Source organism: Paenibacillus monticola, assembly GCF_009664975.1.
In the GTDB taxonomy this organism is placed as follows: domain Bacteria; phylum Bacillota; class Bacilli; order Paenibacillales; family Paenibacillaceae; genus Paenibacillus_AQ; species Paenibacillus_AQ monticola.
The window spans coordinates 399,013-423,736 of record NZ_WJXB01000003.1; the positions used below are offsets into that span (position 1 = coordinate 399,013).

A 24,724-nucleotide genomic window follows, 5' to 3' on the forward strand; every position below is an offset into this window, starting at 1 on the left:
ACTAAAACTTGGTTTAGGCTTATTATAATCCCTTTGCACCTAAAAAGAAAAGATAAGAAAATTCTAGAACCCGATAGCCCGTCCATCTACAGCTAGCATCGCTTCTCCTATAATTTCCGAAAGCGTCGGGTGAGCATGGATCGTCTCACCGATCTCCCAAGGTGTTGCATCCAGCACCTGAGCTAATGCTGCTTCTCCAATCAGATCGGTAACATGCGGTCCAATCATCTGCACACCGAGAATATCACCGCTTGTACGATCGGCGACAACTTTAACAAATCCGTCTTTCTGACCATATACAATCGCTTTTCCAATCGCTGAGAACGGGAATTTCCCAGTCACAACATCATGGCCAAGCGTCTTCGCTTCCTTCTCCGTATAACCTACACTCGCTACTTCAGGCCGTGTGTAGACACAGCGGGGAACAAGATGAGCATGATAAGGATGTTGCTTCTCCCCGGACAAATGATTGACCGCCATAATCCCTTCATGGCTGGCGACATGTGCCAGTTGGAGTCCACCGATGCAATCACCAATTGCATAAATATGCGGTTCATTAGTCTGCATATTGGAATTCACGGATATAACACCTTTATCATAATGAATGTCTGTGTTCTCCAGTCCAATATTTTCAATATTGGCTACTCTACCTACCGACACAAGCAGTTTCTCAGCGGATAAAGTTTGGCTCTGCTCCCCTTTGCGGGCTTCAATAGTAATGCGGGCTTCAATAGTAATGCCGGCTTCAGTCACTTTGCAGCTATCCGCATCAACCATTGTCCCCGTCAATATCTTGACGCCCCGCTTCTTCAATAATCGCTGCAGCTCACGAGCTACTTCTTCATCCTCTTGCGGCAGCAATTGCCCTGCGACTTCGACCACCGTTACCTCTACGCCGAAATCAACCAACATGGAGGCCCATTCTACGCCAATAACTCCGCCACCCACAATAATAATGGAAGACGGCAGTTCTTCCATCTGCAACGCTTCTTCACTGTATAGAATGAACTTTCCATCCGGTTCCAACCCTGGCAGAATACGCGGACGTGAGCCAGTGGCAATAATAAGATTTCCAGAGACTACCATCTCCATTTCTCCGTCTTCCAGTTCAACCGCCACAGCTCCGCTGCGCGGGGAGAAGATAGAAGGTCCGATTACGCGCCCCTTGCCCTTTAAGACTTGAATTTTATTTTTTCGCATCAAATATTGTACACCTTGATGAAGCTGCTCCACTACGGATTCTTTACGCCGCTGTACCTTCGGGAATACAAGTTGTACGCCTGAAGTTTCGATGCCATAGCTCTCGCTCTCATTTATTTCAGCATATACCTCTGCACTGCGTAGCAGCGATTTACTTGGAATACAGCCTCGGTGCAGGCAGGTACCCCCTAGTTTGTCCATTTCAATAACAACAACGGACTTCCCTAGCTGTGCGGCACGAATTGCCGCCACATAACCTCCGGTTCCTCCGCCAAGTATGGCCACGTCACATGTAATTGTCATGATATATCCTCCAGTCATACACTTAAGTTCTCTTTAACCTAATATATTGTACTCTCTTTTAATAGGATTACAAAACCTTTCAAATAGACTTTTCTCTGTTGAAGCGTTATCATAATGGGGAATCCAATGGGCTAAGAAGGGTAGGAGACACTTATGAAACTGTTGATATCACGCTTCATTGCCATCCTTATTCTTGTCATTCCCGGCTTGCTCGCCATGAAGGGCTTCATTATGATGAAAGACGATATTTTCAACTATATATCCATGCATGGAGATGATAGTGCAACCCCTGCTTTTGCTTGGCTTCACTTTGGGGGCGGACTTCTGATCTTTGCAGTTGGAATGACCTTCCTGGGCGGCTGGATTCTAGCCCGCGACCGCAAACGTAATTATGTCGGCCCACGTTTCAAGGAGAAACAGCAGGTTAAACAGGCTACACCGCCGGAAGCTGGTTCTTAAGCAACTTTTTTCTTACTTCTACTAGTAATAGGCGAGAGATCCCTAGTGACGCACCTGCGTGACTATAAGATTTCTCGCCTTATTTGTTAAAGTAAACGTAGATCTGCATTTCACATTGCCTTAAGCTTCAACCTCAGCGGCCTCTCTACGCTTACCCTGCACCAAATCGCTATAAAGTCCTCCCTGGCGCAGCAGTTCTTCATGATTTCCCTGCTGCAGCAGACGGCCGCCTTCAAGCACCAGAATCCGGTCAGCGGAGCGGATCGTGTTCAATCTGTGAGCGATCACGAAGCTGGTACGCCCCTTCATTAGTGCCTGCAGCCCTTCCTGAATCTTTATCTCGGTCACCGTGTCAATGCTACTCGTCGCTTCATCGAGCACCAGCATGGAGGGATTGGCGAGAATAGCCCGCGCAATGGCCAGCAGTTGCTTCTGCCCCTGGCTAATCCCACTGCCATCTGCCGAGAGCATTCGCTCATAACCATCCGGCATCCGCATAATAAAGGAATGAGCATTCGCTAGAATAGCTGCCTGTTCAACCTCCTCGTCGGAGGCATCCAATCTGCCATAGCGGATATTATCGCGAATACTTCCCTTGAACAGGAATAAATCCTGCAGGACAAAGGCCATCTGGCTCCGCAGACTTTCACGCCGGATCGAGGTTAGATCCTTCCCGTCCAGGGTTATGCTGCCTCCATTTGGATCATAGAAGCGGGATAACAGCCCGATCAGCGTTGTTTTACCTGCACCTGTTGGCCCGACCAAGGCGATCATCTCACCGGGCTTTGCTTCAAAGCTGATATCCTGCAGTGTATTGGCCCCTCCATCGTACGAAAAGGATACTCCGGCAAAGCGCACCGCACCTTCCACTTTATCCAGCGAGATCGCTGCGCCCTCATCCTTCGCTTCTGTTTCTTCGTCCAGCACTTCAAATACCCGCTCCGCTCCGGCAATCGCCGACAGCAGCGTGTTCCACTGATTTGCCAGATCATTCAGCGGTCGGGTGAACTGGCGTGTATATTCCACAAACACTATAATTACTCCGACTGTGATGGACCCGTTGATAGCCAGCAGACCACCAACTCCAGCGACAATGGCAAAGCTTAGATTGTTCAGTCCATTCATCAGCTTGGGAATGAAGCCGGAGATCGACTGCGCCCAATACCCTGACAGCATGATCCGTGTGTTGCGTTCACGAAAACCATTGATGACCCGTTCTTCCTGTGAAAAAGCCTTAATAATGCGCTGCCCGGATAACGTTTCCTCAATATAACCATTCAGTTCACCCATGTTACGTTGTCTTTCCTTAAACAGTGGACCGGTTCGACGTGTGATCCAGCGCATCCCTATCGCCATCAAAGGCACAACAATAAACGTGAGCAGCGTTAGGAGTGGGCTGAGCCAGAGCATTACCCCTACAGTGCCGAGCAGCGTCAAGATACTGGAGAATATCTGAATCGCCGAGCTATTAAGCGTAGAACTGACATTTTCAATATCATTAGTCAGCCGGCTCATGATCTCTCCTTGCTGTCTCTTGTTAAAGAACGAGATTGGCAGCCGGTGTAGATAACTGAATAGATCAGTACGCATCCGGAATATGGTTTCTTGGGCAATTTCGATCATCCAAATATTTTGCAGCCACGAGGTCAAAGAAAAGAATATATACACAAGGGCTAGACTGAGCAGAAAAATCCCCCAGGACTGTCCACCTGTCCCCTCCAGATAAACATCGACCGCTTTGCCGATCATATAAGGGCCAAGCAGTGCTAACGCTGAACTGAGTACAACCATCAGCAAGACCAGACTCAACCTTGCTTTACGCTTGGCAAGGTATCTCCAGAGCTGCTTCAATGTACCTGCCCAATCCTTTGCTTTTGCTTTCGGTTTGCGGCCCGTCACCGAACCCAGGCTTCTTCCCGCTCCAAGCTCAATAACGGGCTTAGGATGGCGAAAAGGCTCAACTAATGCTTTGAACATGCTGCACCATCCCCCCTACCTGCGATTCATTAATTTTCCGGTACAACTGCGAGCTTGCCAGCAATTCTTCATGCGTCCCGCGACCGATTAACCGCCCTTCATCCAGCAAAAGTATCAGATCCGCCGATGCGGTGGAACTAATCTTCTGTGTGATTAGGAATGTTGTACAGGATATTTCCTTCAGCGCTGCAAGCAGCAGCCCTTCAGTTACGGCATCGAGTGCACTGGTGCTGTCATCCAGAATCAGAATTGCCGGTTTCCTGACAAGAGCCCTGGCAATTGTCAGACGCTGTTTCTGTCCACCGGATAGATTAACTCCACGTTGACCAAGCATAGTATCATAGCCGCCTGGCAGACTTGTTATCGTGGCATGGATCTGCGCCGCTGCTGCCGCTTGCTCAATTTGTTGCAGAGTGGCATGCTCATTGCCCCAAGCGATGTTCTCGCGCACTGATCCGGTGAAGAGCAAAACTTCCTGAGGCACATACCCGATAGCTCCCCGCAGCTTGGAAATCTCCAGCTTGGCGCTCTCTACTCCATCAATCCGGATAATACCTTCAGTTTCTTGATACAACCGTGGAATCAGCCCCACAAGCGAGGACTTGCCTGAACCAGTTGCCCCCATAATCGCGATTCTTTCACCCGGCTTGGCTTCAAAGGATATATCCTCCAGTACCGGAATATTGCTACCAGGATACCGGAAGCTAATGCCTTCAAATTTCACACCGCCCTGTATGGACTGTGAATTCGTCATTGTATCAGCATTCGCAAGATCCTCTGTCTCTTCATGTGCAGACATCACTTCAACGATACGCTGTGAGGAAGCACGTGCCCGAGAAAAGGTAACCACAATCCAGGATAAAGCTGACAACGCCCCAATCGTCCGCAAGGAATAATTAATAACAGCGACAGTCTGTCCTAACGTGGCATCACCTGTTGAAATCTCGATTCTGCCGAACCACAATACCGCCAATATCCCCGCATTTACAATTAGCAGAATAAAAGGCATCGTGGTTTCTGTTAAGCGCAGTGCAGACACCGTTACCTTCATTAGATCCCCACTGAATGCTGCAAAGCGGCCAATCTCGTGGTTCATACGTACAAAGACGCGTATCAAACGGATACCGGTGAGATTCTCCTGAATTACGCCGTTAACCCCATCCAGCCTGATTTGTACCTTGCGGAACAAGGACGATGCTTTCTTCATGACCACATACAGAAAAATAGTTAATACAGGTAAGGTCAGCGTTAGCACCAATCCCAGCTTTACGTGCACAACCAACGCCATAATGACACTTCCTACAACAACCAGCGGCACCCGCGTCATAAACCGCAGACTCATAAATATAGTATCCTGCAGCTGCGACACATCGCCGGTTAACCGCGTGATTAACGATGAAGCTGCAAAGCGGTTAAAGACTTCATAGGAGAACGACTGCACCTTTTCGTAAAGCTTGTCCCTTAGATCAAAAGCGAAACCTTGGCTGGCATGAGACGCAAAAAAAGAGCTGAGCACCCCAGCAATGAAAGCAACAACCGCGCTTCCTACCAGGACACCACCCCATAGCCATACCACTGAGGATTTTTGCTCTCTGATGCCTTGGTCAATTATTTTGGAAATCAATAAGGGCTGGGACAGCTCAACAGCAAGCTCAATCAGCATCATCACTAGAGCTGCGATAGCGGCAACCCTGTATTTTTTGAGAAAAGAAAAAATAAAGACCATTACCATTCCTCCATCAGACGGCCGCTTTCCGAAGATGTATATCTATTAGAAGGCATCCTATATTTTCAGGTTCCAATCGTATATTATATTTACCGGCGTTTTCTACTCGTACAGCGCTTCCCGTAAACGGGTGGACATTGTAGAAGCTTTACCCGCTTTCAAAATCACCTGACGCATAGCCTTATTACTGCGATTTTTCTCGGCAAGATCCAAGAGCATCTCTTCCAGCAAGACTTGTGCCTCTGCGGATATCCCGCCTTGTTCCTGAAGGACGGCTAGCCGTTCCTTATATTCAATCAACTTTTCTGGCATGTACAATACTTCCCTTCTACCCATTTTCCAATAATTATAACACAACACTTTTAGAATCAACTTTATAGAGGCAAGGTATTCATGTCCTTCATTCCTACGATTTTCACTGGTAACACAGGCTAGGAATATGATACTGTAATAAAGTCGCATTTCCGGAGATTAATTACTGGTTATTTAAGAAGGGATAGATGGTCGTGGCACAATTGTTTTTCAAGTACGGGGCAATGAACAGCGGTAAATCTATTGAAATATTAAAGGTTGCACATAATTATGAAGAACAGGGGAAGTCTGTGCTCATCTTCACACCATCCATCGATGATCGGGATGAAGTGGGTTATGTATCTTCCCGAATTGGACTGCGCAAAGAAGCTATACCCATCGATGAACATACAGATATCTATGGGATCGTCAGCAATAACCCACGGAAGCCGCACTGCGTACTCATTGATGAATGCCAGTTTATGACCAAGGACGGAATTCTCCAGCTTGTGCGCATTGTGGATGAGCTTAACATTCCTGTTATGGCCTTCGGACTCAAAAATGATTTCCAGAACAATCTATTCGAAGGCAGCAAATATATGCTGATCTACGCTGATAAAATCGAGGAAATGAAGACCATTTGCTGGTTCTGCGAGCGTAAAGCAACCATGGCCCTGCGTGTAGAAAACGGCAAACCCGTTTACAGCGGCAAACAAATCCAAATCGGTGGAAATGAAGCCTACTATCCGGTCTGCCGAAAATGTCATAAGAATCCTCCGTTATAACAGTAGTGAAACAAAGGTGTTCCAAAAGCCATAACTTATGTTGTTGTGAACGGACGCTCCGCGAACGGAACGTTGCTCCAATCGCTGTTGTCTCCAGATGTATTGAATTACACTTAGCAGTGTACATCCGGAGACAAAGGCGAACGCTGCCGCTTTTCCGCAATCATTCCGTCCTCTCCGCTAGGTTCAGCGGAAACTACTCCTAAAAGATCGAGAACAAAACTAGCCAGTCTCCAATAATCCGGAGCTGGCTAGTTTTTACTTTTACAGCTTTGAAGTGCAAAATGCTCAACCGTTCAATATTAGCGGATAAACGGCAATGCTCGGTGCTCATCTTCCTTACAGACGTAGAGACAGTGCTGTTGCTGAAGCTTGCCTCCAGTAAATGCACGATGTGTAGTACCACGTGTGCCACCTTCAATTTTGGAACGATGTCGAATGCCTGCCGCAAGCAGATTCCCTTTCACTTTAAAAAACTGTGCTTGATCAAACGTAGTGTAGATCAGTGTTCTTTCTCTAGGAATAAAGAAATGTAGTATATTCATTTTAAATACCGCTCGTTAATCACTTCCCAATGATGTAACTCATGCCCAATCAATATGCAGGCCTGCGCCCTTGCTGAGATTGAAGCATTATTGGCGATCCCCACTCTTTTCCAGGCATCCTCCGGCACAGTTGCGAGCAATGCCAGCGTTGACTCCCGCACTACCTTGTACTGATACAGCAGCTCATTTAAGGAAAATCTCTCGAATTGACCTGACTTCACATAATCATTCTCTTCATATCCTGCCAACGGCGTTACATCACCTCTAGAGATACGCAGCAAACGATAAGACATAATGCGGTCACTATCGATCAGATGGCCAATCATTTGTTTGATGCTCCACTTCTCCGGTGCGTAACGATAATTCCCCTCAACTTCACTCAACCCACCCAGAAAGACGAACATATCATCCGATTGTTTTCTCAAAACATCATACAGTTCTCCTTCAGCAGGTACCAAAGAAATATAATGGGCATAAAAATCTCCGTATTCACTTCGTTCTGGACGTTGGATCATGATAGAACCCCTCTCATTTACAATATTTTATAAATAAATGGCGATAAGTGTAATTTCCCGTTGTTGTATTCTAGTACATTATGTATAATAATTGCAAGATTGGGGATTTGGCATTCTGATCAGTGGGAGTGTACGCATGTCGGATTTTGTAATTTATATGGTGTTCTCTGTGATGGAGTCTTATACTATGTTCCTCCTAGCTTTCAAGATCTTTAAAATTGATGTTTATCCGAAAGAAATGTTATTTGCCGGTTTTTTATTGGGGTGTTTTTCTTACGTAATACGTGTGGATTACCAAATGGTAGAGATCGATATTATAGTTCAGTATCTACTGATGTTTTGCTTTTTTTGGCTTTTATTTCGGGTTCATTTTTTCTATGCGGCTATACTGACAGGTATGACTTATCAGGCTTATACTTTTATTCAAACATTCTATATATTCATACTTAACAAAATTGGCTTATTTTCTTCTATTGCTTTCTACGGCAGAATTATTGATTCTTATGTACTGCAAATTCTATCTGCTTTGACAACTATTTTAATCAGTATTTATATAGGCAAAAAACGTAAGGGTTTTGACTTCATACCAGATAAACCTAATGGGAAAATTAATACAAGTACTCGGGAGAAATTACTATTCATCCTAAACCTCCCTACTGTTGCTATTGTAATTTCAATTATGTATCTTTTCAATTCAAAATTTTTCTATCTTATTCCTTTAATATATGGAGTGCTTCTTTTTTGTTATATTTACTTATCTTACACGAAGGATCGTGGCGGAAATGAATACCCTCAGCCATAAAATAGCCTTAACCATCAACAAATACAACCCCGAGAATACGAGTTCTATTGAAGTAATGCAATATGCCTTAAACATTATTATGAACACCTTATTGATTCTGATAATATCGCTACTTGTAGGATTGTTTACAGGACAGCTAATAGAAACCTCTCTCGTCCTTTTGAGCTTTTCGACGCTAAGATTCTTCTCTGGCGGGGCACATCTTAAAACAGCATTAACCTGCAATATCTTTTCAATTATCTTGTGCACTGCGATACCACATCTCGTCTTTTTAGTTAAAGATTTATTTTGGATCGTAAATGGAATATCGTTAATTTTAATGTTATTATTCGCACCCAATCCGGATATAAACGCTCAAATTCCTAGCAAAAGGTATCCTGTGATGAAGCTGATCTCCATATTGTTGGTTTTTTCAAATTTCTTTATTTATTCGTCTGTCATCGGACTGGCCTTTATGGCCCAGTCTTTAACAGTAATCCCTTTGAAAAGGAGAAGTCTTTTATGAAGAAGAACATTGCTCGTTTTGCGTCAAAATCTTTAACTGCTTCTGCACGTCTTTTTTCTACTGTATTAAAACCCTTTGCTCACAGCCCAGAAATTCCAAAAGAACTCCGGAAGTAATCTAACAAGGATGGGGAAAACATGCGTGTCTTACTAAACGACGGTTCCTCCCGGGATATCCAGGAAGAAGATATATTGTATTTCTCTAATTACAAAAATACAATATTCGTCCATACGAAAGAAGGCGAGTTTGTCCTCCCCACCACTCTTTCCGATCTTTTCACTGCATATGGGGATAAAGGCTTCGAACGGCTTGACCGCAGTAATGTTGTCAATATTCATAATATCGACGAGTATGACTCCGAACGGAAAATCGTTTTTTTTAATCAAGGGAAGCAATTTACTACTGTATCGGAATCCAATGGCTCACGTATTAAGAAATACTTGGCTGCACGCAAGAAAGGTCCGTCAGGGTAGATATATCTTTTGTATGTCGTTACTTATTGCATGATCCCAGTACCTCTTAGGTACCGGGATCATTGTATATACAGCTCAATTTTGGCTATATATTATCCCACATTAACCATCATATGTAAAGATAAATACGGAGGGCGAATGGTAGGAGACGGGTCTTATTCCAAATGGTACCATTTGGAGACTAGCTTTCTAAATTCCAGATCACTGAGGGAGGAACCTAATGAATTATCATTTTCATCCTTCTCCGCGCCCGTCTTCTCTTGAAATGTTGACTAATGAACAATTGCTCAATATCTATGAACTAGCGGTAGACGCTAAGGCTTCAGCAGATTTCATTGAAATTATCAGAAATGTTCTGAACAGCAGGGATATGAGATTATGATCTGCATGTCTGAAAGACATAAAAAAAGATAGAGCCGAATCACACCGGCGCTATCTTTTTTATGTGCGATTAAGTAATACTGTCGGATGCTGTTAAGACTACTCGATAAACTCTGTCTTAAAAACGTTCTCCAGCTTTCCACCAAGTCTTTTCTTCAGTGGCACTTTAATGTCTCTGCTGAGTTCCTTGAAGAAGGTATCCACGTCGCATTTCACGTTCTCTGCCATCGCGATAATTGTTCCATCCACGACAATATTTTGATTCACTTCAAGGGGAACATCTACTTCAATATCATACTTTTTCGATAAAGTCTTGATGTAACGTGCAAATATCTCCAGCAGCTCCTCGTTATTGAAGTTCTCGATAGCGGCTTTTCCCTTGCTGGTAAATTTCATGTTAATTCTCATTAGTTTTTATATCCCCTTTTCTGTCAAACCATTTTTAGTTGTTTGTTTATGGATCAAGATGAATAGATGGCTGCAAAAAAGGCAACATTATTCATTTGTTAGCAATATTTATGGGTTAAGAGTTGACCCTCACTTAAAAGCACCCTTTATTCGTTGTACTTTGAATTGGGTAAACTCCTTCAGCTCTTCTATGACCAGGTCTTGATCCTCTTCCTTTAACTCATAAATGCATTCCCGCAGCCATTCACCAAATATAAATGCTTGCCTCCCTTTACGGGGCTGCTTCCTTAAGGAGTCTAGACTCCCCTCAAACTTATCGTTCAAGACATCGGTTAGATTGTATTTCTCAATTTTCTCTATTACCATTCCTGCCCCATATTCGGTTTCATAAACTATGACCTCATTCGAATCAAAGGAAACATAAGAAGTTTCTTTACCTTCCTTGGCCCGAAATTCTTTGAGCTTGTTAAAAGCCTTCTCATAGATGTAATCTTGGGACTGATTATGCAATGGCAACTGGTACTCTTGCTTCAAGGTCTTGATATATTCAACATCCGGCATATAATCAGCCAGATGATACATCCGGTTCTTAAGATCGGCTCCAAGAGCTTCAATGATTTTGTCCAGATTATCTTTAAGTGGGATGCTCTCTCCCCGTTCAATTTTACTGAGCTGTGAATAGCTTATTCCGCTTTTATCTTCCAGTCCTCTTAAGGTCAACCCTCTAGTTTTTCTGATGTGCCGTATGAAATTCCCCAGCTCATCAGGTTCATTCTCGAAAACGTTCATAGGAGTCACCTCACCTATATCATAACACAACACAACAATTTGTGTTTCAATATAACAATTAATCCCTGAAATTCTTTACTCCACATGCTGATTATTCATTAAAAAACCACCATTTCACTAGGTTTTCACCAGCAAAACAAGTGGTATTTGTTTATTATGGATAAATAAATGAACTTTTCAAGAACACTTTATCTTCGTTGTATAGCTTGAAGAACGAGAATTTTTATACTATGTTAAAGATGTAATTGCATATACCTTGATCTGTAGAGCGGGGGATTACCTGTTGAAATACATTCCAAATATCATTTCATTAAGCAGAATTATCATCTTATTTGTATTATTTTTCACATATCATAATGAATGGTTATTTTTAATTTTATACCTTATCTGTGGGTTAAGCGATGTTTTAGACGGATATATTGCCCGCAAAACAAATACACAAAGTGAATTCGGAGCCAGGTTGGATTCTCTGGCCGATATCCTTCTCTTTACGGTAATTACTGTATTTATCATCCAATGGATGGTGAACAAGATACTAATTTTTTTGCCATTGATAATTATTACTGCATTAATTCGCTGTGCAAGTTTAGCGATAGCAGCCTATAAATATCATTCATTTGCCAGCCTACATACTTGGGGAAATAAGCTAACGGGGTTTCTTCTTTTTATAACTCCCCTATTCATTTTATTTCAGCTATCCGCGCTCCTTTGGGTAGTATGCCTAATCGCGGTTTTGTCGGCTGCTGAAGAGTGTATTATACATATCACCTCTCCAAAAGTTGATCTCAATAGACGAAGTATTTTCAAAATCTGAGCAACCACCCAAATCAGTTCAGTGATTAACGCTTTTTATCTTAAAACTATGCACTCTCATCCACTTATCCGAAATAAACTCATCCAACGTTCCAGTTGCTGGCCTAATCCGAAATCGATGTTTCGTTCCTTTTTCAGATCCCACAGCATCATAAAATAAATCATCATGCATTTGCTTGAGATAGTATACCCGCTTTAATCCCAAGCGATTCAACAATTCAAGTTTCACACTCTCAATAAATATCTCTGAATACACCATAGCCATATTTAAAATCCTTCTTTCATGTAATTTAATTAATCATTTAATCCTTTTCCAATCAGAATTTGCTGCATATATTTTTCAACCCTTGAGGTTCGAGTTTTGGATTGTTTAGGTGCAGAGAAATATAATATGTAGGCTCTTTGCCGTCCGGGCGTCAACGCTTCAAAAGCTGGTTTCAAGGCAGGGAATTCAACGAATTTATTTTGGAATTCTTCAGGAATTATGAATTCTGTATTCTTTTTAAAATCCACTTCCACACCAGATTTTTCAACTTCAATGGCTTCATTAATGTAGGCTTTCAAGATGGTTTCCATTGCTACTATCTCTTCAACATCGGTGAACCGAATCTGGCGCCCCGCCTGCACATTCTCTGTTTGTTGAATCAGAATGCCATGGGCATCATGTAACAAGGCACCTTTGACAAACAGAAGCGCACAGTATTCTTTAAATCCATGGATTAAAACTATATTTTTATTCTGAAATGTGTAACAAGGATGCATCCACTTAAACTCTTCGGTCAACTCACAGTCAAGAACAATATTTCTCAACTTCTCATATTCTTTCTTCCACTTGTTAGCTTTACCTAAATATTCATCAACCTTAGGATTCAGTTTGTTATTTGTCATCAAAAAACACCCCTCCTCATCGCGTATTTCCTATCTGCATCACATAGGTTCAATTGTACTTCTTTTATATGGATTGTACAGTTTGTGTACAGACCTCTCGTAAACATAATAAAATAACCGCCCCTCATTGGATTATGGAAACCCAATGAATAGCGGTTATACATAGCTACCCTCAATCATCCTTACCCTTTCAAGACACCTTATGCTCGATGCGCAGCTTATCCGCAACCATGGCAATAAACTCGGAGTTAGTTGGCTTGGATTTGCTGATGTTGATCGTGTAGCCGAACAGGTGGCTGATGGAGTCGATGTTGCCGCGGGTCCAGGCTACTTCAATCGCATGGCGGATGGCTCGTTCAACGCGTGAAGGCGTTGTCTTGAATCTTTCGGCAATGGCAGGATAAAGCGTCTTGGTGATCGCACCAAGGATTTCAATATTGTTGTACACCATGGTGATCGCTTCACGCAGATATTGGTAGCCCTTAATATGCGCAGGTACGCCAATTTCATGGATAATCGCAGTAATATTAGCATCCAGGTTCTTGCCTTTGGAGATTGGCACAACGTTCGATCTGGAGGATGAGTAATTAGACATATTTGAGGAAGAGGTCAGGCTGCCTTGGATGCCAACAAGCTGGCGAATGCGACTGGCCAATACCTCCATATCGAATGGCTTCAAAATATAATAAGATGCTCCAAGCTGTACAGCCCTCTGGGTGATATTCTCCTGACCAAAAGCAGTCAGCATAATGATCTTCGGTTGGGGATTGAGATCCATATCGCGTAGTCGTTCCAGGACACCAAGTCCGTCCAAATGAGGCATAATAATATCAAGGATAAGAACATCGGGGACCTTATGCGCTCCGCTTAACATTTGAAGCACTTCTTCTCCATTGTAGGCGATGCCTGTTACGGTCATGTCTTCCTGTTCCGAAATATACTCAGACAGTAAGTTCGTAAATTCCCTATTATCATCGGCCAACAACACTTCAATATTCTGCACTGGCTGTTTCCTCCTTAATTATATCTGCTATTCGAAAGTAACATTTGTCATCTCTCCTTTTAAGGTTTCGACATGGGAATTCAATTCCCTTCTGTCGAATATTATTTTTCTTTATTTTTTTTCAACGTTGAATTATAATTAATAATTTATTTCAAGGTTCGTTCTTCTTCGCTTTGGTTCGACAAAAAAATCTTAAGGCTTAAACCGCCTTAAGATTGTAGGGAAGAATATTCTCTTGTTGAGCTACACCTGAGTCTCGGAGCATCCACTCAATGAAGCAGCCATAACCGGATTTAGGGTCATTTACAAACACATGGGTAACCGCACCGACTAATCGTCCTTGCTGAACAATAGGACTGCCGCTCATACCTTGTACAATCCCCCCTGTCTTGTCCAAAAGACGAGGATCGGTAATGCGTAGCACCATCCCTTTAGTGGCCGGCTCCGCTTGATGTGCAACATGGATGATTTCGACATTAAAGCGTTCCACCTGCTGTCCATCTACTACCGTCAGAATCTGGGCTGGCCCTTCCTTGACTTCATCGCTCATAGCTACCGGAATCGGTTCCTTATAAAGACTGTGTTCAGGGTTGCGGGTCATTTTGCCGAAAATGCCAAAGTCCGTATTGCTCTCTACATTTCCGAGTACCTGACTTTCCTTCAAAAAATGAGCTCTCTTCTCTCCAGGGTCGCCATCCTGACTTTTGGAAATTGAGGTTACGCTTGATTGCACAATGTGTCCACTGCCAACAACGATTGGTGTTCCCGTGTTCATGTCGGTAATCACATGTCCTAGTGCCCCATATACGCCCTGCTGCGGTGCATAAAAGGTTAAAGTTCCCACGCCTGCTGCAGAATCTCGGATGTACAGACCGAGCCTCCATACCTTATCGTTACGGTCATACGCGGGCTTCAGCTTCGCCGTATGTTCTTTTCCACCACGTTTATAGACAATGGTAAGAAAATCATTGTTTTTACCGGCACGTTCCACCAGCTTGGAAACTTTGGATACTTCATCCAGCTTGACACCATCAATGGAGATCATGAGATCACCAGGCACAAGCCCGCTGTTCTCTCCAGGTGAAAGCTTGGACTGCTGAGATACTTCGATCAGATGATGTCCTACAACCAGCACGCCTGCAGATTTCACCTTAACACCAATTGTCTGACCTCCCGGGATGACCTTCAGCTCCGGTTGGGTTCGTTGTTCAGCCGCCTGGCTAGGCTCATCCTGTGCTGCAGCATAGCTTCGGACGGGTCCCGTTATGCCTGATAAACTAAGAAAGAAGGCAAGTAAAAGGCCGGGCATTAACTTCCTGAGGTTCGGCTTCAATGGCTGTCACGCTCCCTTTTGCTTCTTTCGCTTGACGAAAAAGGTGGTCGCCAATTGCGTACCTATAAGATAACCTTGCCCCCAGGCTTTTATTACTGTCAATCATTGTCCCGCTTACCCTACAGCAGCTTTGCTGGCTTCGGCCAGATTGAGCATTTCCTGTGCGTGATGCAGCGTTTTTTCGGTAATTTCCACGCCGCCCAGCATCCGAGCCATTTCCTTTATCCGACCTTCATCGGTCAAGGATTCCACCTCAGTCATGGTGCGTCCATCTTCAACTTTTTTACGAATTAAGTACTGATGATCGGCCATACAAGCCACTTGTGGCAGATGGGTAATGGAGAAAACCTGGCATGTTGAGGACAACTTATACAGCTTATCCGCAATGGACTGGGCAGCACGTCCACTCACCCCGGTATCCACTTCATCAAAGATGAGTACAGGAATGGCATCATGACGTGCAAAAATGCTCTTCATCGCCAGCATGATCCGAGACAACTCGCCGCCTGAGGCGATTTTGCCCAGAGGTCTCAGCGGTTCACCCGGGTTAGGGGAGATCATGAATTCAGCACTGTCTATCCCCTGTCTGGTCAGACGGATACGCCGATCCTGATACTCGACACCACGCGGGTCCTCCAGCGTCTCCAGTTTGACCTGTAGCGACGTTCTTTCCATCTGCAGGTCTTTAAGCTCACCCTCAACCTGAACCGCCAAATCAGTCGCACAATGCTGTCTCGCGGCACTGAGTGCTTCCGCTGCTTCCATTAAGTGCGATAACAATCCATTCCGTTTGACGGTTAATTTCTCAAGATATTCGTCTTTATTCTCCAACAGATCAGTTTCACGATAAATTTGTTCATAATAAGCCAAGATTTGCTCCACGCTTTCCCCATATTTACGGCGCAGGCCGGAGATCAGATGAAGCCGGTTCTCGATGTCTTCGAGACGCTGTGGATTAAACTCAATATCCTCACGGTAATCACGCAGCTGGAAAGAAGCATCCTCCAACTGATAATAAGCAGATTGCAGCTGCTCGAGCACAGCTTTTAACCCTTTTTCATCATAACGGACCGCATCCTCAAGCTTGGAAATGACATTGTTGATGGACTCCAGACCCTGATTGTCATACAAAAGCTCATAGGCACCGGTTACGGAATCCATCATCTTCTCGCTGTGGGATAGTTTGACCCTTTCTTCGGAAAGTAATTCATCCTCTCCCGCAATTAAACCAGCAGATGAAATCTCCTCAAGCTGAAAGCGATACAAATCCAGCATTTGGTAGCCCTTTTGACTGGATTCCTGCAGCTCGCGCAGTTCTTTCTCCACCTTGGCAAAAGCTGAGTATCTCTCTTGATAGACGACTTTAAGCGGACTGATCAAGCCTTCTCCATACGTATCAAGCAATCCCAAATGTGTCTCTGCCTTCAGCAGATTCTGATGCTCATGCTGTCCATGAATATTGACTAGCTGTTCACCAATTTCCCGCAGCATGCTTAGATTAACCAATTGTCCGTTTACACGTGAAGCGCTTTTGCCCTGTGAAGTGATTTCGCGTCGTATCACCAGATGCTCCTCTTGCTGTGCCCGGATGCCCAGACGCTCCAGTGTCTCCCATACAGGATGACCGTCAGGCAGACTGAAGAGCGCTTCCATCTCTGCCTTTTCACAACCGTAACGAATGGAATCCGCGGAGCCACGCCCTCCGGCAATGAGTCCAAGCGCATCAATGATTATTGATTTACCAGCACCTGTCTCCCCCGTAAGCACATGAAATCCAGGATAGAAATGTACATCCACTGCCTCAACAACGGCAAGATTGCGAATTGACAAGGTTTCTAACACTAATAGAGCACCTCCTAAAAGTTTTATGGAGCTATCACTCCATAGATTTACTTCGCAATAAAACTCGCTTCGAAAGCATACGCTAAGTTTTGATAGCATAAGCTTCTTGAACGCACTTCGTACAAAACTACTTCGAAAGCATACGCTTAGTTTTGTGGAGCCTTAACTCCACTGATTTACTTCGCAATAAAACTCGCTTCGAAAGCATACGCTTAGTTGTTAGGATATGTATCCCATGATTTGCGCAATTACATTCTTGCTGTCTTCTGGCTGGCGGCAGATAATGAGGATGGTATCATCACCTGAAATGGTACCCATAATTTGCGGCCAGTTAATATTGTCAATCAGAGCCGCCACGGAGTTAGCCGTTCCCGGCAAACATTTCATAACAACCAAGTTGGCGGAGAAATCAATTTGCACAAAATTATCAACCAGTACCCGCTTCAGTTTCTGGGTAGGATTGTAACGCTGATCGGTTGGAAGTGAATATTTATATCTTCCATCATCCATCGGAACCTTAATTAGCAAAAGCTCCTTAATATCACGTGAGACTGTAGCCTGAGTGACCTGAAATCCAGATTCACGTAATGTCTCCACTAGCTCGTCCTGTGTCTCGATATCCTTATGCGTAATAATTTCGCGAATCTTAATATGTCTTTGTCCCTTCATTGGTGCCTCCCGTATTTAAAAGATTAACTTTAATTCGATTCTCCATCGTCTTTACCTAGCTTAATAACTTGAATAGCTGCAGTCGCAACATTAACATATAACACGCCGCTACAGTCCGGATAGATCAGCAGATAAGGCAGCAAGGTATCGCGTAATCCACTGCCAGTAAGATCCAGCGGCTTACGTGTCCGGGCCAGCATCACCAAATAGAACGAGCCCTCTTCTTTGGTGGCAACATAATCAATAAACAGGCGGCTGTACAGCGATAACCCGTCAACCTTAAAGGACAACGGAATTTTCAGTTTGCCACCAATGATCTCGTACCCTGCCCCCTCCAGCAGATCTATAGACGGATGAGGGAGAATCACTTTATTGAGGGGGATTTTATCCTTCATAAAGGAACGCGGAGAGCTCTGCAGCCATATATAGATCCGGTACAGTATAAATATAGCTAATGCTACCCCAATTAACCCCATAACAACCTTATCAGAGTTTTCCGCCACTTCCATCACCTCGGTGATTTATTCGCGTGAGACCTGGTAAAATCCTGCTTACCCACGAATTCTGCAGCCCTTCTAGCAAAAGAAACTCATCGCTTAGATGAGTTTCCATGAGTTGTATTGACACTGAAGGTTGAAGTGGCTTCTTTGATGACTTCGTCAGCAAGTGAGGCAAAGTTAGGCAAAGTTGATGCTGGTGAGGAGTCCTCCGCATGTATCGTTCCTTCTTCATTTAGAACTTCTTTTTCCGGCAGCAATGTCCAGTGAGCCAGAAACTCAATGTTGCCCTCTCCACCGGTAATCGGCGAAAAGGTAAGACCCTTAAGAATATAGCCCAAGTCCGCAGCCATAGTCAGTACTTTAATAAGCACCTCTTTGTGAACCGCCGAATCACGAATTACGCCGGATTTACCGACTTTCTCACGTCCTGCCTCGAATTGTGGCTTGATTAAGGCAGCAATATCTGCCGGACGCTGCAACAGCGCCATCAGCGGAGGAAGAATAATCTTTAGCGATATAAAGGATACATCAATACTGGCAAAGTCCGGTACTGGCCCCTTAATATCAGGAGGTGTCATATAACGAAAATTCGTACGCTCCATTACCGTAACCCGCTCATCATTGCGCAGCGACCAGTCGAGCTGATTATAGCCAACATCAATCGCATACACATGGCTTACTCCATTCTGAAGTGCACAGTCCGTAAACCCTCCTGTAGAAGAGCCAATGTCCAGCATGTTACGCCCCTGCAAATCAATACCGAATTGACGGAGCGCCTTCTCCAGTTTCAGTCCGCCACGGCTGACGTAAGGATGCACAGAACCCTTTACTTTCAGGGTTGCTTCTCGGGATACCTTCATCCCCGGTTTCTCGATCCGCTCTTCATTTGCGAGAACAAGTCCTGCCATAATAGCGGCTTTGGCTCGTTCACGGCTCTCATAAAAACCCTGCTCTACAAGCAATACATCTATCCGTTCTTTGCGGTGTTCCATGGTCATCTCCTGATTTACTTATCCTTATATTTCTCGAAGGAACGGGTACCGCCCATAAAAGGACAGCGAAATCGTTTCTTCTTGGTGGGTTAACGTTCTTCCGCTTAGGAAGATGAAGTCGTCTTATATGAATAAGTGCTTAAAGTTATCATTGACTTGATCCGTCCACACACCGCTTCAACGGTAAGTCCCGTTTCTTGGCGTTGCTCCTTGATGGAGCCATGCTCCACAAATAGATCAGGCACCCCCATCAGATGCACCCGAGTGTCGTAAATCTCATGCTCAGCATAGAATTCCAGCACAGCACTGCCCAAACTTCCTGCCTGGCTTGCTTCCTCTAGCACAATCATTCCGGTATTTGCCCGCGCCAGATCAAGCAGCATGGAGCTGTCTAGTGGCTTAAGGAAACGAGCGTTTACCACCCCAACCTGAATACCTTCACGCTTCAATACCTCTGCCGCTTCTTCGGCTACTTGAACCATCGGGCCGCAGGCTAAAATGGCATATTCGTCGCCAGGTCGCAGCCGTTCCCATGATCCAATCGGCAACACCCGCAGTTCGGCATCCATTGCTACACCAGTTCCATTGGTACGCGCATAGCGGTAGGCAATCGGTCCATCATTATATTCTAACGCCGTCTTCATCATATGGCGCAGTTCATTCTCGTCCTTCGGCATCATCATGACCATATTTGGAATATGACGCATAAAGGCAATATCATAGACACCCTGATGTGTCTCACCATCAGCACCGACAAAACCAGCACGGTCAATAGCGAACATAACATTAGCATTATGACGGCAAATATCATGTACGATCTGATCATACGCACGCTGCATAAAGGTAGAATACACAGCAAATACCGGTTTCATACCCTCAAGAGCCAATGCTGCACAAAGGGTCGCGGCATGCTGCTCGGCAATTCCTACATCAATCATCCGGTCCGGAAATTCTTTGGCAAACGGGAACAGCCCCGAACCACCTGGCATCGCAGGAGTAACCGCAATAAGGCGTTTATCTTGATGCCCCAGCTCGATCAGCGTCTTGCCGAAAACCTCTGTATACATTGGATTCCCAACAGCCTGAAGCACCTGGCCCGATTCAATTTTGTACGGAGATATCCCATGCCATTTATAAGAGTCGGCTTCTGCCGGTTTATACCCTTTACCTTTGGTGGTAAGCACATGCACCATAACAGGACCAGCTACATTATCTGCTTGATGAAAGACTTCAATCAGCTTCTCCAGATCATGCCCGTCAACCGGTCCAAGGTAAGTAAAGCCCAGTTCCTCAAAAAGCACACCAGGTACCATCATATATTTAAGACTGTCCTTTACCCGTTCCGCGGTCTTCGCGAGTCGGCCCCCGATTGCCGGGATTTTTCTCAGCAGTCCTTCAACTTCATCTTTAGCACGCAAATAATGACGATCTGAACGGATTTTGCTCAAATAATTGTGCATTGCCCCAACGTTCGGCGCGATAGACATTTCATTGTCGTTCAGGATTACCATTAGTTTGCGCTTCTCATGTCCAATATGGTTAAGCGCTTCAAAGGCCATTCCGCCTGTAAGAGCACCATCCCCGATGATCGCAATAACTTTATTATCTTCACCCTTTAAATCTCGCGCCAGAGCCATGCCCATAGCCGCCGAGAGGGAGGTACTGCTATGTCCAGCTTCCCAGACATCATGCTCGCTTTCAGCACGCTTTACAAAACCACATAATCCATCATGCTTACGCAATGTATCGAAACGGTCTTTGCGGCCGGTCAGTATCTTATGAACATAGGCTTGGTGCCCTACGTCATAGATCATTTTGTCCCGAGGACTGTCATAACAGAAATGAAGGGCCAGCGTGAGCTCCACTACTCCCAGATTGGAGGCAAGATGCCCTCCTGTTACTGACAGTTTCTCGATAAGAAACCGACGGATTTCATCCGCAAGGGTCGCTAGTTCCTCGACCGACAATGATTTCAATGCTTGCGGATCATTTATTTGTGGAAGCAGCACGTGTATTCCCCGCTTTCCTAGATGTTGTAAAATATAAATCCCATTATAACACAAACGAAAGGGCTATCGAAGTATAGCCTGTTAAGGTACAATCAATGATCGCGTGCCATTAAAAAGACTGCAATCTCCAGCAGTCGTGTACTGTCCTGAAAGCCGCCTTCCAGCACAGCCTTCTGGGCTGCTTCAGTCAGACGCTTTACTTCTTCTCGCGAAGCTTCAAGACCGATAAAATACGGATAGGTTACCTTTTGCTGCTTAATATCGCTGCCTGTTTTTTTGCCAAGCTTGCCTTCGTCTCCCACCAGATCCAGAATGTCATCCTGAACCTGAAAAGCTAGTCCAATTAATGTCCCGAACTGCCGTAGAGCTTCCAACTGTTGTTCAGTCGCGCCTGCGATACGTCCACCAGCCAGTAAAGAAAAGACTATTAGATCACCCGTCTTGTGCAAATGTATATACCGCAGCTGATCGAGATCAGTGAGCCCTTGTTCGCCTTCCATATCGGCAATTTGACCCCCAACCATCCCACGCGGACCGGACATCTCGGCCAGATCCTCAATAATGGAGAGTGTACGCTCTGCAGGAATGTCGTATCGCCGCGAAGCTTGAACAACGCTATAAAAAGCATGCGTCAGAAGCGCGTCACCCGCAAGGATAGCCGTCGCTTCGCCGAATACTTTATGGTTCGTCAGCTTGCCGCGCCGATAGTCATCATTGTCCATGGCTGGCAGATCATCATGTATCAATGAGTAGGTATGGACCATTTCAATTGCAGCAGCTACAGGCAGAGCCGCCTCCCGGCGTCCTCCCAGTGCTTCGCAAGCAGATATAACCAGCAGCGGCCGAAGTCTTTTGCCGCCAGCCTTGAGTGAATAGTCCATCGCCTCACGCAGATGCGCTGGTACCGCCCACTTAGCAGGCAGGGTACTGTCTAACTCACTAGCGACAAGATTACAAATCGCCGCAAAATAATCCTGAAATGGCTGGCGCAGAGTCTCGCTAGTCGAGCTTCCTTCAAGACCCTGCTCCTTACGCCTCATCGGTATCTCCTTCCAGCCGTCCGCCGAATGGTTTCTTGCGCAACTCCCCATCCTCTAGAGTAATCATTTCGATCTTGCGCTCCACCTGCTCCAGCTTGCTGCCGCAAAGCTGCGACAGCTTCATACCCTGCTGGAATAAATCGATGGCCTTCTCCAGGGGAACGTCGCCGTGCTCAAGCTCACGTACGATATCCTCCAGCCGGTCCATTGCTCCCTCAAAATCCAGTTCCGTTTCCTTTGCCATCGTCTTTTGCATCCTCCTTCATTCCCCGCACTTGGCAGTCAAGTTGTCCATCATTTAGCTTTATCACGACAAGATCGCCGAGCTCGACTTCTTTCAGCGATTTGATCAAATGCTGTTCCTCTTGGTCATAGACGAGGCTGTAGCCTCTCGACATTACCTTAAGCGGGCTGAGTGCATCCAGATGGCGCATCTCCGCAACGAAGCGGGAGCGCTTGTCCTGCAGCCGTGCCTGCATCGCGCTCAACAGCTCGCGGCGCATGCCTTCGGTGCGCTGACGGGCTGCAAGCACACCATCGCGCGGGTTAAAGCGCTGCAGGCTATGCTGCAGCACCGTCTGGCGCTCCCGCGCCCGGCTGAGCCGAGCTTCGGCTGCGCCGCTAAGACGCTGGCGCAGCATGTCCAGCCGCTGCGTGTGCTGCGTCAGGTAGCGGCGCGGCCCTACCAGCGCGAGCGAGCGCTGCAGCGACGCCAGCCGCTCGCCGCCGCGCTGGGAGCGCCGTAGCAGGCTCTGGCGCAGCCGGTTCTGCTGCTGGCGCAGCTGAGCAGCAAGCTCGCCCGCGTGCGGCACAGCCAGCTCCGCGGCCGCCGTGGGCGTTGCCGCGCGTAGGTCAGCGACGAAGTCGGCAATCGTGAAATCGGTCTCGTGGCCAACGGCCGAGATGACCGGGATGGCCGATTGATAAATCGCGCGCGCGACCTCTTCTTCGTTGAACGCCCACAGCTCCTCAAGCGAGCCGCCGCCGCGTCCGACGATCAATACATCCGCTTCGCCCATGGCGTTAAGCGTCTTGATCGCTTTGACAATAGCAGGCGCAGCGCCCTTGCCTTGCACCAGTACGGGATAGATTACGATCGGCACCTGCGGAAACCGTCGCTGGAGCGTAATCACGATATCCCGGACTGCTGCTCCTGTCGGTGAAGTGACCACACCGATGCATTTAGGGAAACGTGGCAGCGGCCGCTTACGCTCCGCTGCGAACAGTCCCTCCTGCTCCAGCTTGCTCTTCAGTTGCTCATATGCCAGATACAGACTGCCGATCCCGTCAGGCTGCATCTGTGTCGCATAGAACTGGTATTGCCCGTCCCGTTCATAGACAGTCACATTGCCCCTGGCAATAACCCGCGCGCCTTCCTTCGGAACAAAAGGCAGTCGCTGGTTGTGCGAAGCAAACATAATGGACTTAATTCGGCTACTCTCATCCTTGAGCGTAAAATACATATGTCCACTGCTATGATGTGTGAAATTGGATATTTCTCCACGAATCCATACGTCTGAGAGAACAACATCCGAATCCAGCTTCATGCGGATATAACCGTTAAGTTCTTTTATCGAGTAGACTTTCCGCTCTACCGCCATAACTCTGACCTATTCCAAGCCGCGGCGGCGCTTGGCCGCAATCAGCGTGTTGCTCATCAGCATTGTGATCGTCATCGGTCCAACTCCGCCCGGTACAGGTGTAATGTAACCGGCAACTTCCTTGGCACTTTCAAAATCAACGTCACCAGCAAGCTTACCGTTATCCAGACGATTCATACCCACATCAATTACAACCGCGCCCGGTTTCACATAGGAGCCGTCAATGAAGTTGGCGCGTCCGATAGCTACCACCAGAATATCTGCCTGACGGCTGAGTTCAGCCATATTGGCTGTGCGGGAATGGCACATCGTTACAGTTGCATTCTCACGCTGCAACAGCAGTGATACAGGCTTTCCTACGATATTGCTGCGTCCGATGACAACCGCATGCTTGCCAGCCATCCCGGTTCCGGTGCGCTTGATCAACTCGATTACTCCCGCAGGCGTACAAGGTAGCAAACTATCCGCACCTATCATCAGATTTCCTACATTTACAGGGTGGAAGCCGTCTACGTCTTTCTCTACAGAAATAGCATTAATCACGGCCTTCTCATCAATATGGCTAGGCAGAGGCAACTGAACGAGAATGCCATCGATATCATCCTGATTATTTAGTGTCTCTACCAGTGCCAACAGATCTTCCTGAGAAGTCGAAGCATCCAATTTGTGCACTTCTGAATAAAAGCCAAGACTGATACAGGATTTCTCCTTATTGCGAACATAGACCTGGGACCCGGGATCTTCACCGACAAGAACGACGGCAAGGCCGGGTTTTACCCCGCGCTCTGCCAGCCCAGCAACCTCCTGGGCAATGTCGATACGAATTTCGTCGGATACTTGTTTACCACTGATGATTGCTGCTGTCATGAAAGTCT

Annotated in this window: 28 protein-coding genes; 7 read left to right on the forward strand and 21 right to left on the reverse strand. The window is 45.9% G+C overall.

Translation table 11 applies throughout. From position 1 onward, the window contains the following. Positions 1-63 precede the first annotated feature (63 nt). Complete coding sequence (gene lpdA / locus GJB61_RS10965) at positions 64-1,503, reverse strand: dihydrolipoyl dehydrogenase (RefSeq protein WP_154118539.1); 1,440 nt, start codon at positions 1,501-1,503, stop codon at positions 64-66. Between the two features lie 153 nt (positions 1,504-1,656). Here lpdA and GJB61_RS10970 point away from each other — a divergent pair, with 153 nt between their 5' ends. Continuing rightward, positions 1,657-1,962 carry a DUF2627 domain-containing protein gene (locus tag GJB61_RS10970; RefSeq protein ID WP_154118540.1) on the forward strand — a complete coding sequence of 102 codons (306 nt, stop codon included), beginning with the start codon at positions 1,657-1,659 and terminating at the stop codon, positions 1,960-1,962. A 120-nt stretch (positions 1,963-2,082) separates the two neighbouring features. Here the strand turns inward: GJB61_RS10970 and GJB61_RS10975 are convergent, their stop codons facing one another. The 3 genes from GJB61_RS10975 to GJB61_RS10985 all read right to left on the reverse strand — a co-directional run bounded on the left by GJB61_RS10975 (position 2,083) and on the right by GJB61_RS10985 (position 5,977). Beyond that, positions 2,083-3,939 carry an ABC transporter ATP-binding protein gene (locus GJB61_RS10975; protein WP_154118541.1) on the reverse strand — a complete coding sequence of 619 codons (1,857 nt, stop codon included), beginning with the start codon at positions 3,937-3,939 and terminating at the stop codon, positions 2,083-2,085. Then, positions 3,920-5,665, reverse strand: a complete 1,746-nt coding sequence (locus GJB61_RS10980) for an ABC transporter ATP-binding protein (protein ID WP_154118542.1) — start codon at positions 5,663-5,665, stop codon at positions 3,920-3,922. The genes GJB61_RS10975 and GJB61_RS10980 overlap by 20 nt, the downstream gene beginning before the upstream one ends. Before the next feature lie 102 nt (positions 5,666-5,767). Continuing rightward, a complete protein-coding gene (locus GJB61_RS10985) occupies positions 5,768-5,977 on the reverse strand; it encodes a hypothetical protein (RefSeq protein ID WP_154118543.1) in 210 nt (69 codons plus the stop codon). Between the two features lie 194 nt (positions 5,978-6,171). Between GJB61_RS10985 and GJB61_RS10990 the strand changes: the two genes are divergently transcribed. Then, positions 6,172-6,741, forward strand: a complete 570-nt coding sequence (locus GJB61_RS10990; RefSeq protein ID WP_338115751.1) for a thymidine kinase — start codon at positions 6,172-6,174, stop codon at positions 6,739-6,741. A gap of 302 nt (positions 6,742-7,043) precedes the next feature. Here GJB61_RS10990 and GJB61_RS10995 read toward each other — a convergent pair whose 3' ends face one another. Next, positions 7,044-7,286 (reverse strand): hypothetical protein, encoded by a 243-nt coding sequence (locus GJB61_RS10995; RefSeq protein WP_154118545.1) that lies wholly within the window; start codon positions 7,284-7,286, stop codon positions 7,044-7,046. After that, positions 7,283-7,801: a DinB family protein gene (locus GJB61_RS11000; protein WP_154118546.1), complete on the reverse strand. Its 519-nt coding sequence runs from the start codon at positions 7,799-7,801 to the stop codon at positions 7,283-7,285. The genes GJB61_RS10995 and GJB61_RS11000 overlap by 4 nt, the downstream gene beginning before the upstream one ends. Positions 7,802-7,937: 136 nt before the next feature. Between GJB61_RS11000 and GJB61_RS31175 the strand changes: the two genes are divergently transcribed. From GJB61_RS31175 to sda, 4 genes are all read left to right on the forward strand, one after another. After that, positions 7,938-8,603, forward strand: coding sequence for a hypothetical protein (locus tag GJB61_RS31175; RefSeq protein WP_195724303.1), 666 nt, complete (start codon positions 7,938-7,940; stop codon positions 8,601-8,603). Next, positions 8,584-9,108: an accessory gene regulator ArgB-like protein gene (locus GJB61_RS32555; RefSeq protein ID WP_476703953.1), complete on the forward strand. Its 525-nt coding sequence runs from the start codon at positions 8,584-8,586 to the stop codon at positions 9,106-9,108. Before GJB61_RS31175 ends, GJB61_RS32555 begins: the two co-directional genes overlap by 20 nt. A gap of 137 nt (positions 9,109-9,245) precedes the next feature. Beyond that, complete coding sequence (locus tag GJB61_RS11015) at positions 9,246-9,581, forward strand: LytTR family DNA-binding domain-containing protein (protein ID WP_154118549.1); 336 nt, start codon at positions 9,246-9,248, stop codon at positions 9,579-9,581. Between the two features lie 220 nt (positions 9,582-9,801). Next, entirely contained in the window at positions 9,802-9,963 is a 162-nt protein-coding gene (sda, locus tag GJB61_RS11020) for a sporulation histidine kinase inhibitor Sda (protein ID WP_154118550.1), read from the forward strand. Positions 9,964-10,061: 98 nt separating this feature from the next. Here sda and GJB61_RS11025 read toward each other — a convergent pair whose 3' ends face one another. Together GJB61_RS11025 and GJB61_RS11030 are read right to left on the reverse strand one after the other, a co-directional pair. Beyond that, the gene (locus tag GJB61_RS11025) at positions 10,062-10,370 is read right to left on the reverse strand and encodes a hypothetical protein (RefSeq protein WP_154118551.1); all 309 of its coding nucleotides are present in this window, start codon (positions 10,368-10,370) and stop codon (positions 10,062-10,064) included. 129 nt (positions 10,371-10,499) lie between these two features. Next, positions 10,500-11,159 carry a helix-turn-helix domain-containing protein gene (locus GJB61_RS11030; protein WP_154118552.1) on the reverse strand — a complete coding sequence of 220 codons (660 nt, stop codon included), beginning with the start codon at positions 11,157-11,159 and terminating at the stop codon, positions 10,500-10,502. A gap of 283 nt (positions 11,160-11,442) precedes the next feature. Here GJB61_RS11030 and GJB61_RS11035 point away from each other — a divergent pair, with 283 nt between their 5' ends. Further along, positions 11,443-11,973 (forward strand): CDP-alcohol phosphatidyltransferase family protein, encoded by a 531-nt coding sequence (locus GJB61_RS11035; RefSeq protein WP_154118553.1) that lies wholly within the window; start codon positions 11,443-11,445, stop codon positions 11,971-11,973. A gap of 18 nt (positions 11,974-11,991) precedes the next feature. Here the strand turns inward: GJB61_RS11035 and GJB61_RS11040 are convergent, their stop codons facing one another. The 13 genes from GJB61_RS11040 to folD form a co-directional block, all read right to left on the reverse strand. Continuing rightward, positions 11,992-12,237 carry a hypothetical protein gene (locus tag GJB61_RS11040; RefSeq protein ID WP_154118554.1) on the reverse strand — a complete coding sequence of 82 codons (246 nt, stop codon included), beginning with the start codon at positions 12,235-12,237 and terminating at the stop codon, positions 11,992-11,994. Between the two features lie 29 nt (positions 12,238-12,266). After that, positions 12,267-12,860: a YdeI/OmpD-associated family protein gene (locus GJB61_RS11045; protein ID WP_154118555.1), complete on the reverse strand. Its 594-nt coding sequence runs from the start codon at positions 12,858-12,860 to the stop codon at positions 12,267-12,269. 190 nt (positions 12,861-13,050) lie between these two features. Beyond that, on the reverse strand, positions 13,051-13,863 hold the full coding sequence (gene spo0A, locus GJB61_RS11050; RefSeq protein WP_338115753.1) for a sporulation transcription factor Spo0A: 813 nt from the start codon (positions 13,861-13,863) through the stop codon (positions 13,051-13,053). A gap of 199 nt (positions 13,864-14,062) precedes the next feature. Beyond that, positions 14,063-15,172, reverse strand: coding sequence for a SpoIVB peptidase (gene spoIVB / locus GJB61_RS11055; RefSeq protein WP_154118858.1), 1,110 nt, complete (start codon positions 15,170-15,172; stop codon positions 14,063-14,065). Positions 15,173-15,310: 138 nt separating this feature from the next. Next, entirely contained in the window at positions 15,311-17,038 is a 1,728-nt protein-coding gene (recN, locus tag GJB61_RS11060) for a DNA repair protein RecN (RefSeq protein WP_338115754.1), read from the reverse strand. A gap of 219 nt (positions 17,039-17,257) precedes the next feature. Next, positions 17,258-17,707, reverse strand: coding sequence for a transcriptional regulator AhrC/ArgR (gene ahrC / locus GJB61_RS11065; protein ID WP_154118556.1), 450 nt, complete (start codon positions 17,705-17,707; stop codon positions 17,258-17,260). A gap of 29 nt (positions 17,708-17,736) precedes the next feature. Next, positions 17,737-18,210 (reverse strand): hypothetical protein, encoded by a 474-nt coding sequence (locus GJB61_RS11070; RefSeq protein ID WP_338115755.1) that lies wholly within the window; start codon positions 18,208-18,210, stop codon positions 17,737-17,739. 86 nt (positions 18,211-18,296) lie between these two features. Next, on the reverse strand, positions 18,297-19,199 hold the full coding sequence (locus tag GJB61_RS11075) for a TlyA family RNA methyltransferase (protein WP_154118558.1): 903 nt from the start codon (positions 19,197-19,199) through the stop codon (positions 18,297-18,299). A 104-nt stretch (positions 19,200-19,303) separates the two neighbouring features. After that, the gene (gene dxs, locus GJB61_RS11080; protein WP_338115756.1) at positions 19,304-21,208 is read right to left on the reverse strand and encodes a 1-deoxy-D-xylulose-5-phosphate synthase; all 1,905 of its coding nucleotides are present in this window, start codon (positions 21,206-21,208) and stop codon (positions 19,304-19,306) included. A gap of 92 nt (positions 21,209-21,300) precedes the next feature. Further along, positions 21,301-22,248: a polyprenyl synthetase family protein gene (locus tag GJB61_RS11085; RefSeq protein WP_154118560.1), complete on the reverse strand. Its 948-nt coding sequence runs from the start codon at positions 22,246-22,248 to the stop codon at positions 21,301-21,303. Beyond that, a complete protein-coding gene (gene xseB / locus GJB61_RS11090) occupies positions 22,238-22,492 on the reverse strand; it encodes an exodeoxyribonuclease VII small subunit (protein ID WP_154118561.1) in 255 nt (84 codons plus the stop codon). Before xseB ends, GJB61_RS11085 begins: the two co-directional genes overlap by 11 nt. Next, positions 22,464-23,849 (reverse strand): exodeoxyribonuclease VII large subunit, encoded by a 1,386-nt coding sequence (gene xseA / locus GJB61_RS11095; protein WP_154118562.1) that lies wholly within the window; start codon positions 23,847-23,849, stop codon positions 22,464-22,466. Before xseA ends, xseB begins: the two co-directional genes overlap by 29 nt. A 9-nt stretch (positions 23,850-23,858) precedes the next feature. Beyond that, on the reverse strand, positions 23,859-24,716 hold the full coding sequence (gene folD / locus GJB61_RS11100; RefSeq protein WP_154118563.1) for a bifunctional methylenetetrahydrofolate dehydrogenase/methenyltetrahydrofolate cyclohydrolase FolD: 858 nt from the start codon (positions 24,714-24,716) through the stop codon (positions 23,859-23,861). Positions 24,717-24,724 lie beyond the last annotated feature (8 nt).

Coding starts and splice junctions, on each gene's coding strand:
- lpdA (WP_154118539.1), bottom strand. CDS start 1,503: ATGACAATTACATGTGACGTGGCCATACTTGGCGGAGGAACCGGAGGT.
- GJB61_RS10970 (WP_154118540.1), top strand. CDS start 1,657: ATGAAACTGTTGATATCACGCTTCATTGCCATCCTTATTCTTGTCATT.
- GJB61_RS10975 (WP_154118541.1), bottom strand. CDS start 3,939: ATGTTCAAAGCATTAGTTGAGCCTTTTCGCCATCCTAAGCCCGTTATT.
- GJB61_RS10980 (WP_154118542.1), bottom strand. CDS start 5,665: ATGGTCTTTATTTTTTCTTTTCTCAAAAAATACAGGGTTGCCGCTATC.
- GJB61_RS10985 (WP_154118543.1), bottom strand. CDS start 5,977: ATGCCAGAAAAGTTGATTGAATATAAGGAACGGCTAGCCGTCCTTCAG.
- GJB61_RS10995 (WP_154118545.1), bottom strand. CDS start 7,286: ATGAATATACTACATTTCTTTATTCCTAGAGAAAGAACACTGATCTAC.
- GJB61_RS11000 (WP_154118546.1), bottom strand. CDS start 7,801: ATGATCCAACGTCCAGAACGAAGTGAATACGGAGATTTTTATGCCCAT.
- GJB61_RS31175 (WP_195724303.1), top strand. CDS start 7,938: ATGTCGGATTTTGTAATTTATATGGTGTTCTCTGTGATGGAGTCTTAT.
- GJB61_RS32555 (WP_476703953.1), top strand. CDS start 8,584: ATGAATACCCTCAGCCATAAAATAGCCTTAACCATCAACAAATACAAC.
- GJB61_RS11015 (WP_154118549.1), top strand. CDS start 9,246: ATGCGTGTCTTACTAAACGACGGTTCCTCCCGGGATATCCAGGAAGAA.
- sda (WP_154118550.1), top strand. CDS start 9,802: ATGAATTATCATTTTCATCCTTCTCCGCGCCCGTCTTCTCTTGAAATG.
- GJB61_RS11025 (WP_154118551.1), bottom strand. CDS start 10,370: ATGAGAATTAACATGAAATTTACCAGCAAGGGAAAAGCCGCTATCGAG.
- GJB61_RS11030 (WP_154118552.1), bottom strand. CDS start 11,159: ATGAACGTTTTCGAGAATGAACCTGATGAGCTGGGGAATTTCATACGG.
- GJB61_RS11040 (WP_154118554.1), bottom strand. CDS start 12,237: ATGGCTATGGTGTATTCAGAGATATTTATTGAGAGTGTGAAACTTGAA.
- GJB61_RS11045 (WP_154118555.1), bottom strand. CDS start 12,860: ATGACAAATAACAAACTGAATCCTAAGGTTGATGAATATTTAGGTAAA.
- spoIVB (WP_154118858.1), bottom strand. CDS start 15,172: ATGCCCGGCCTTTTACTTGCCTTCTTTCTTAGTTTATCAGGCATAACG.
- ahrC (WP_154118556.1), bottom strand. CDS start 17,707: ATGAAGGGACAAAGACATATTAAGATTCGCGAAATTATTACGCATAAG.
- GJB61_RS11075 (WP_154118558.1), bottom strand. CDS start 19,199: ATGGAACACCGCAAAGAACGGATAGATGTATTGCTTGTAGAGCAGGGT.
- GJB61_RS11085 (WP_154118560.1), bottom strand. CDS start 22,248: ATGAGGCGTAAGGAGCAGGGTCTTGAAGGAAGCTCGACTAGCGAGACT.
- xseB (WP_154118561.1), bottom strand. CDS start 22,492: ATGGCAAAGGAAACGGAACTGGATTTTGAGGGAGCAATGGACCGGCTG.
- xseA (WP_154118562.1), bottom strand. CDS start 23,849: ATGGCGGTAGAGCGGAAAGTCTACTCGATAAAAGAACTTAACGGTTAT.
- folD (WP_154118563.1), bottom strand. CDS start 24,716: ATGACAGCAGCAATCATCAGTGGTAAACAAGTATCCGACGAAATTCGT.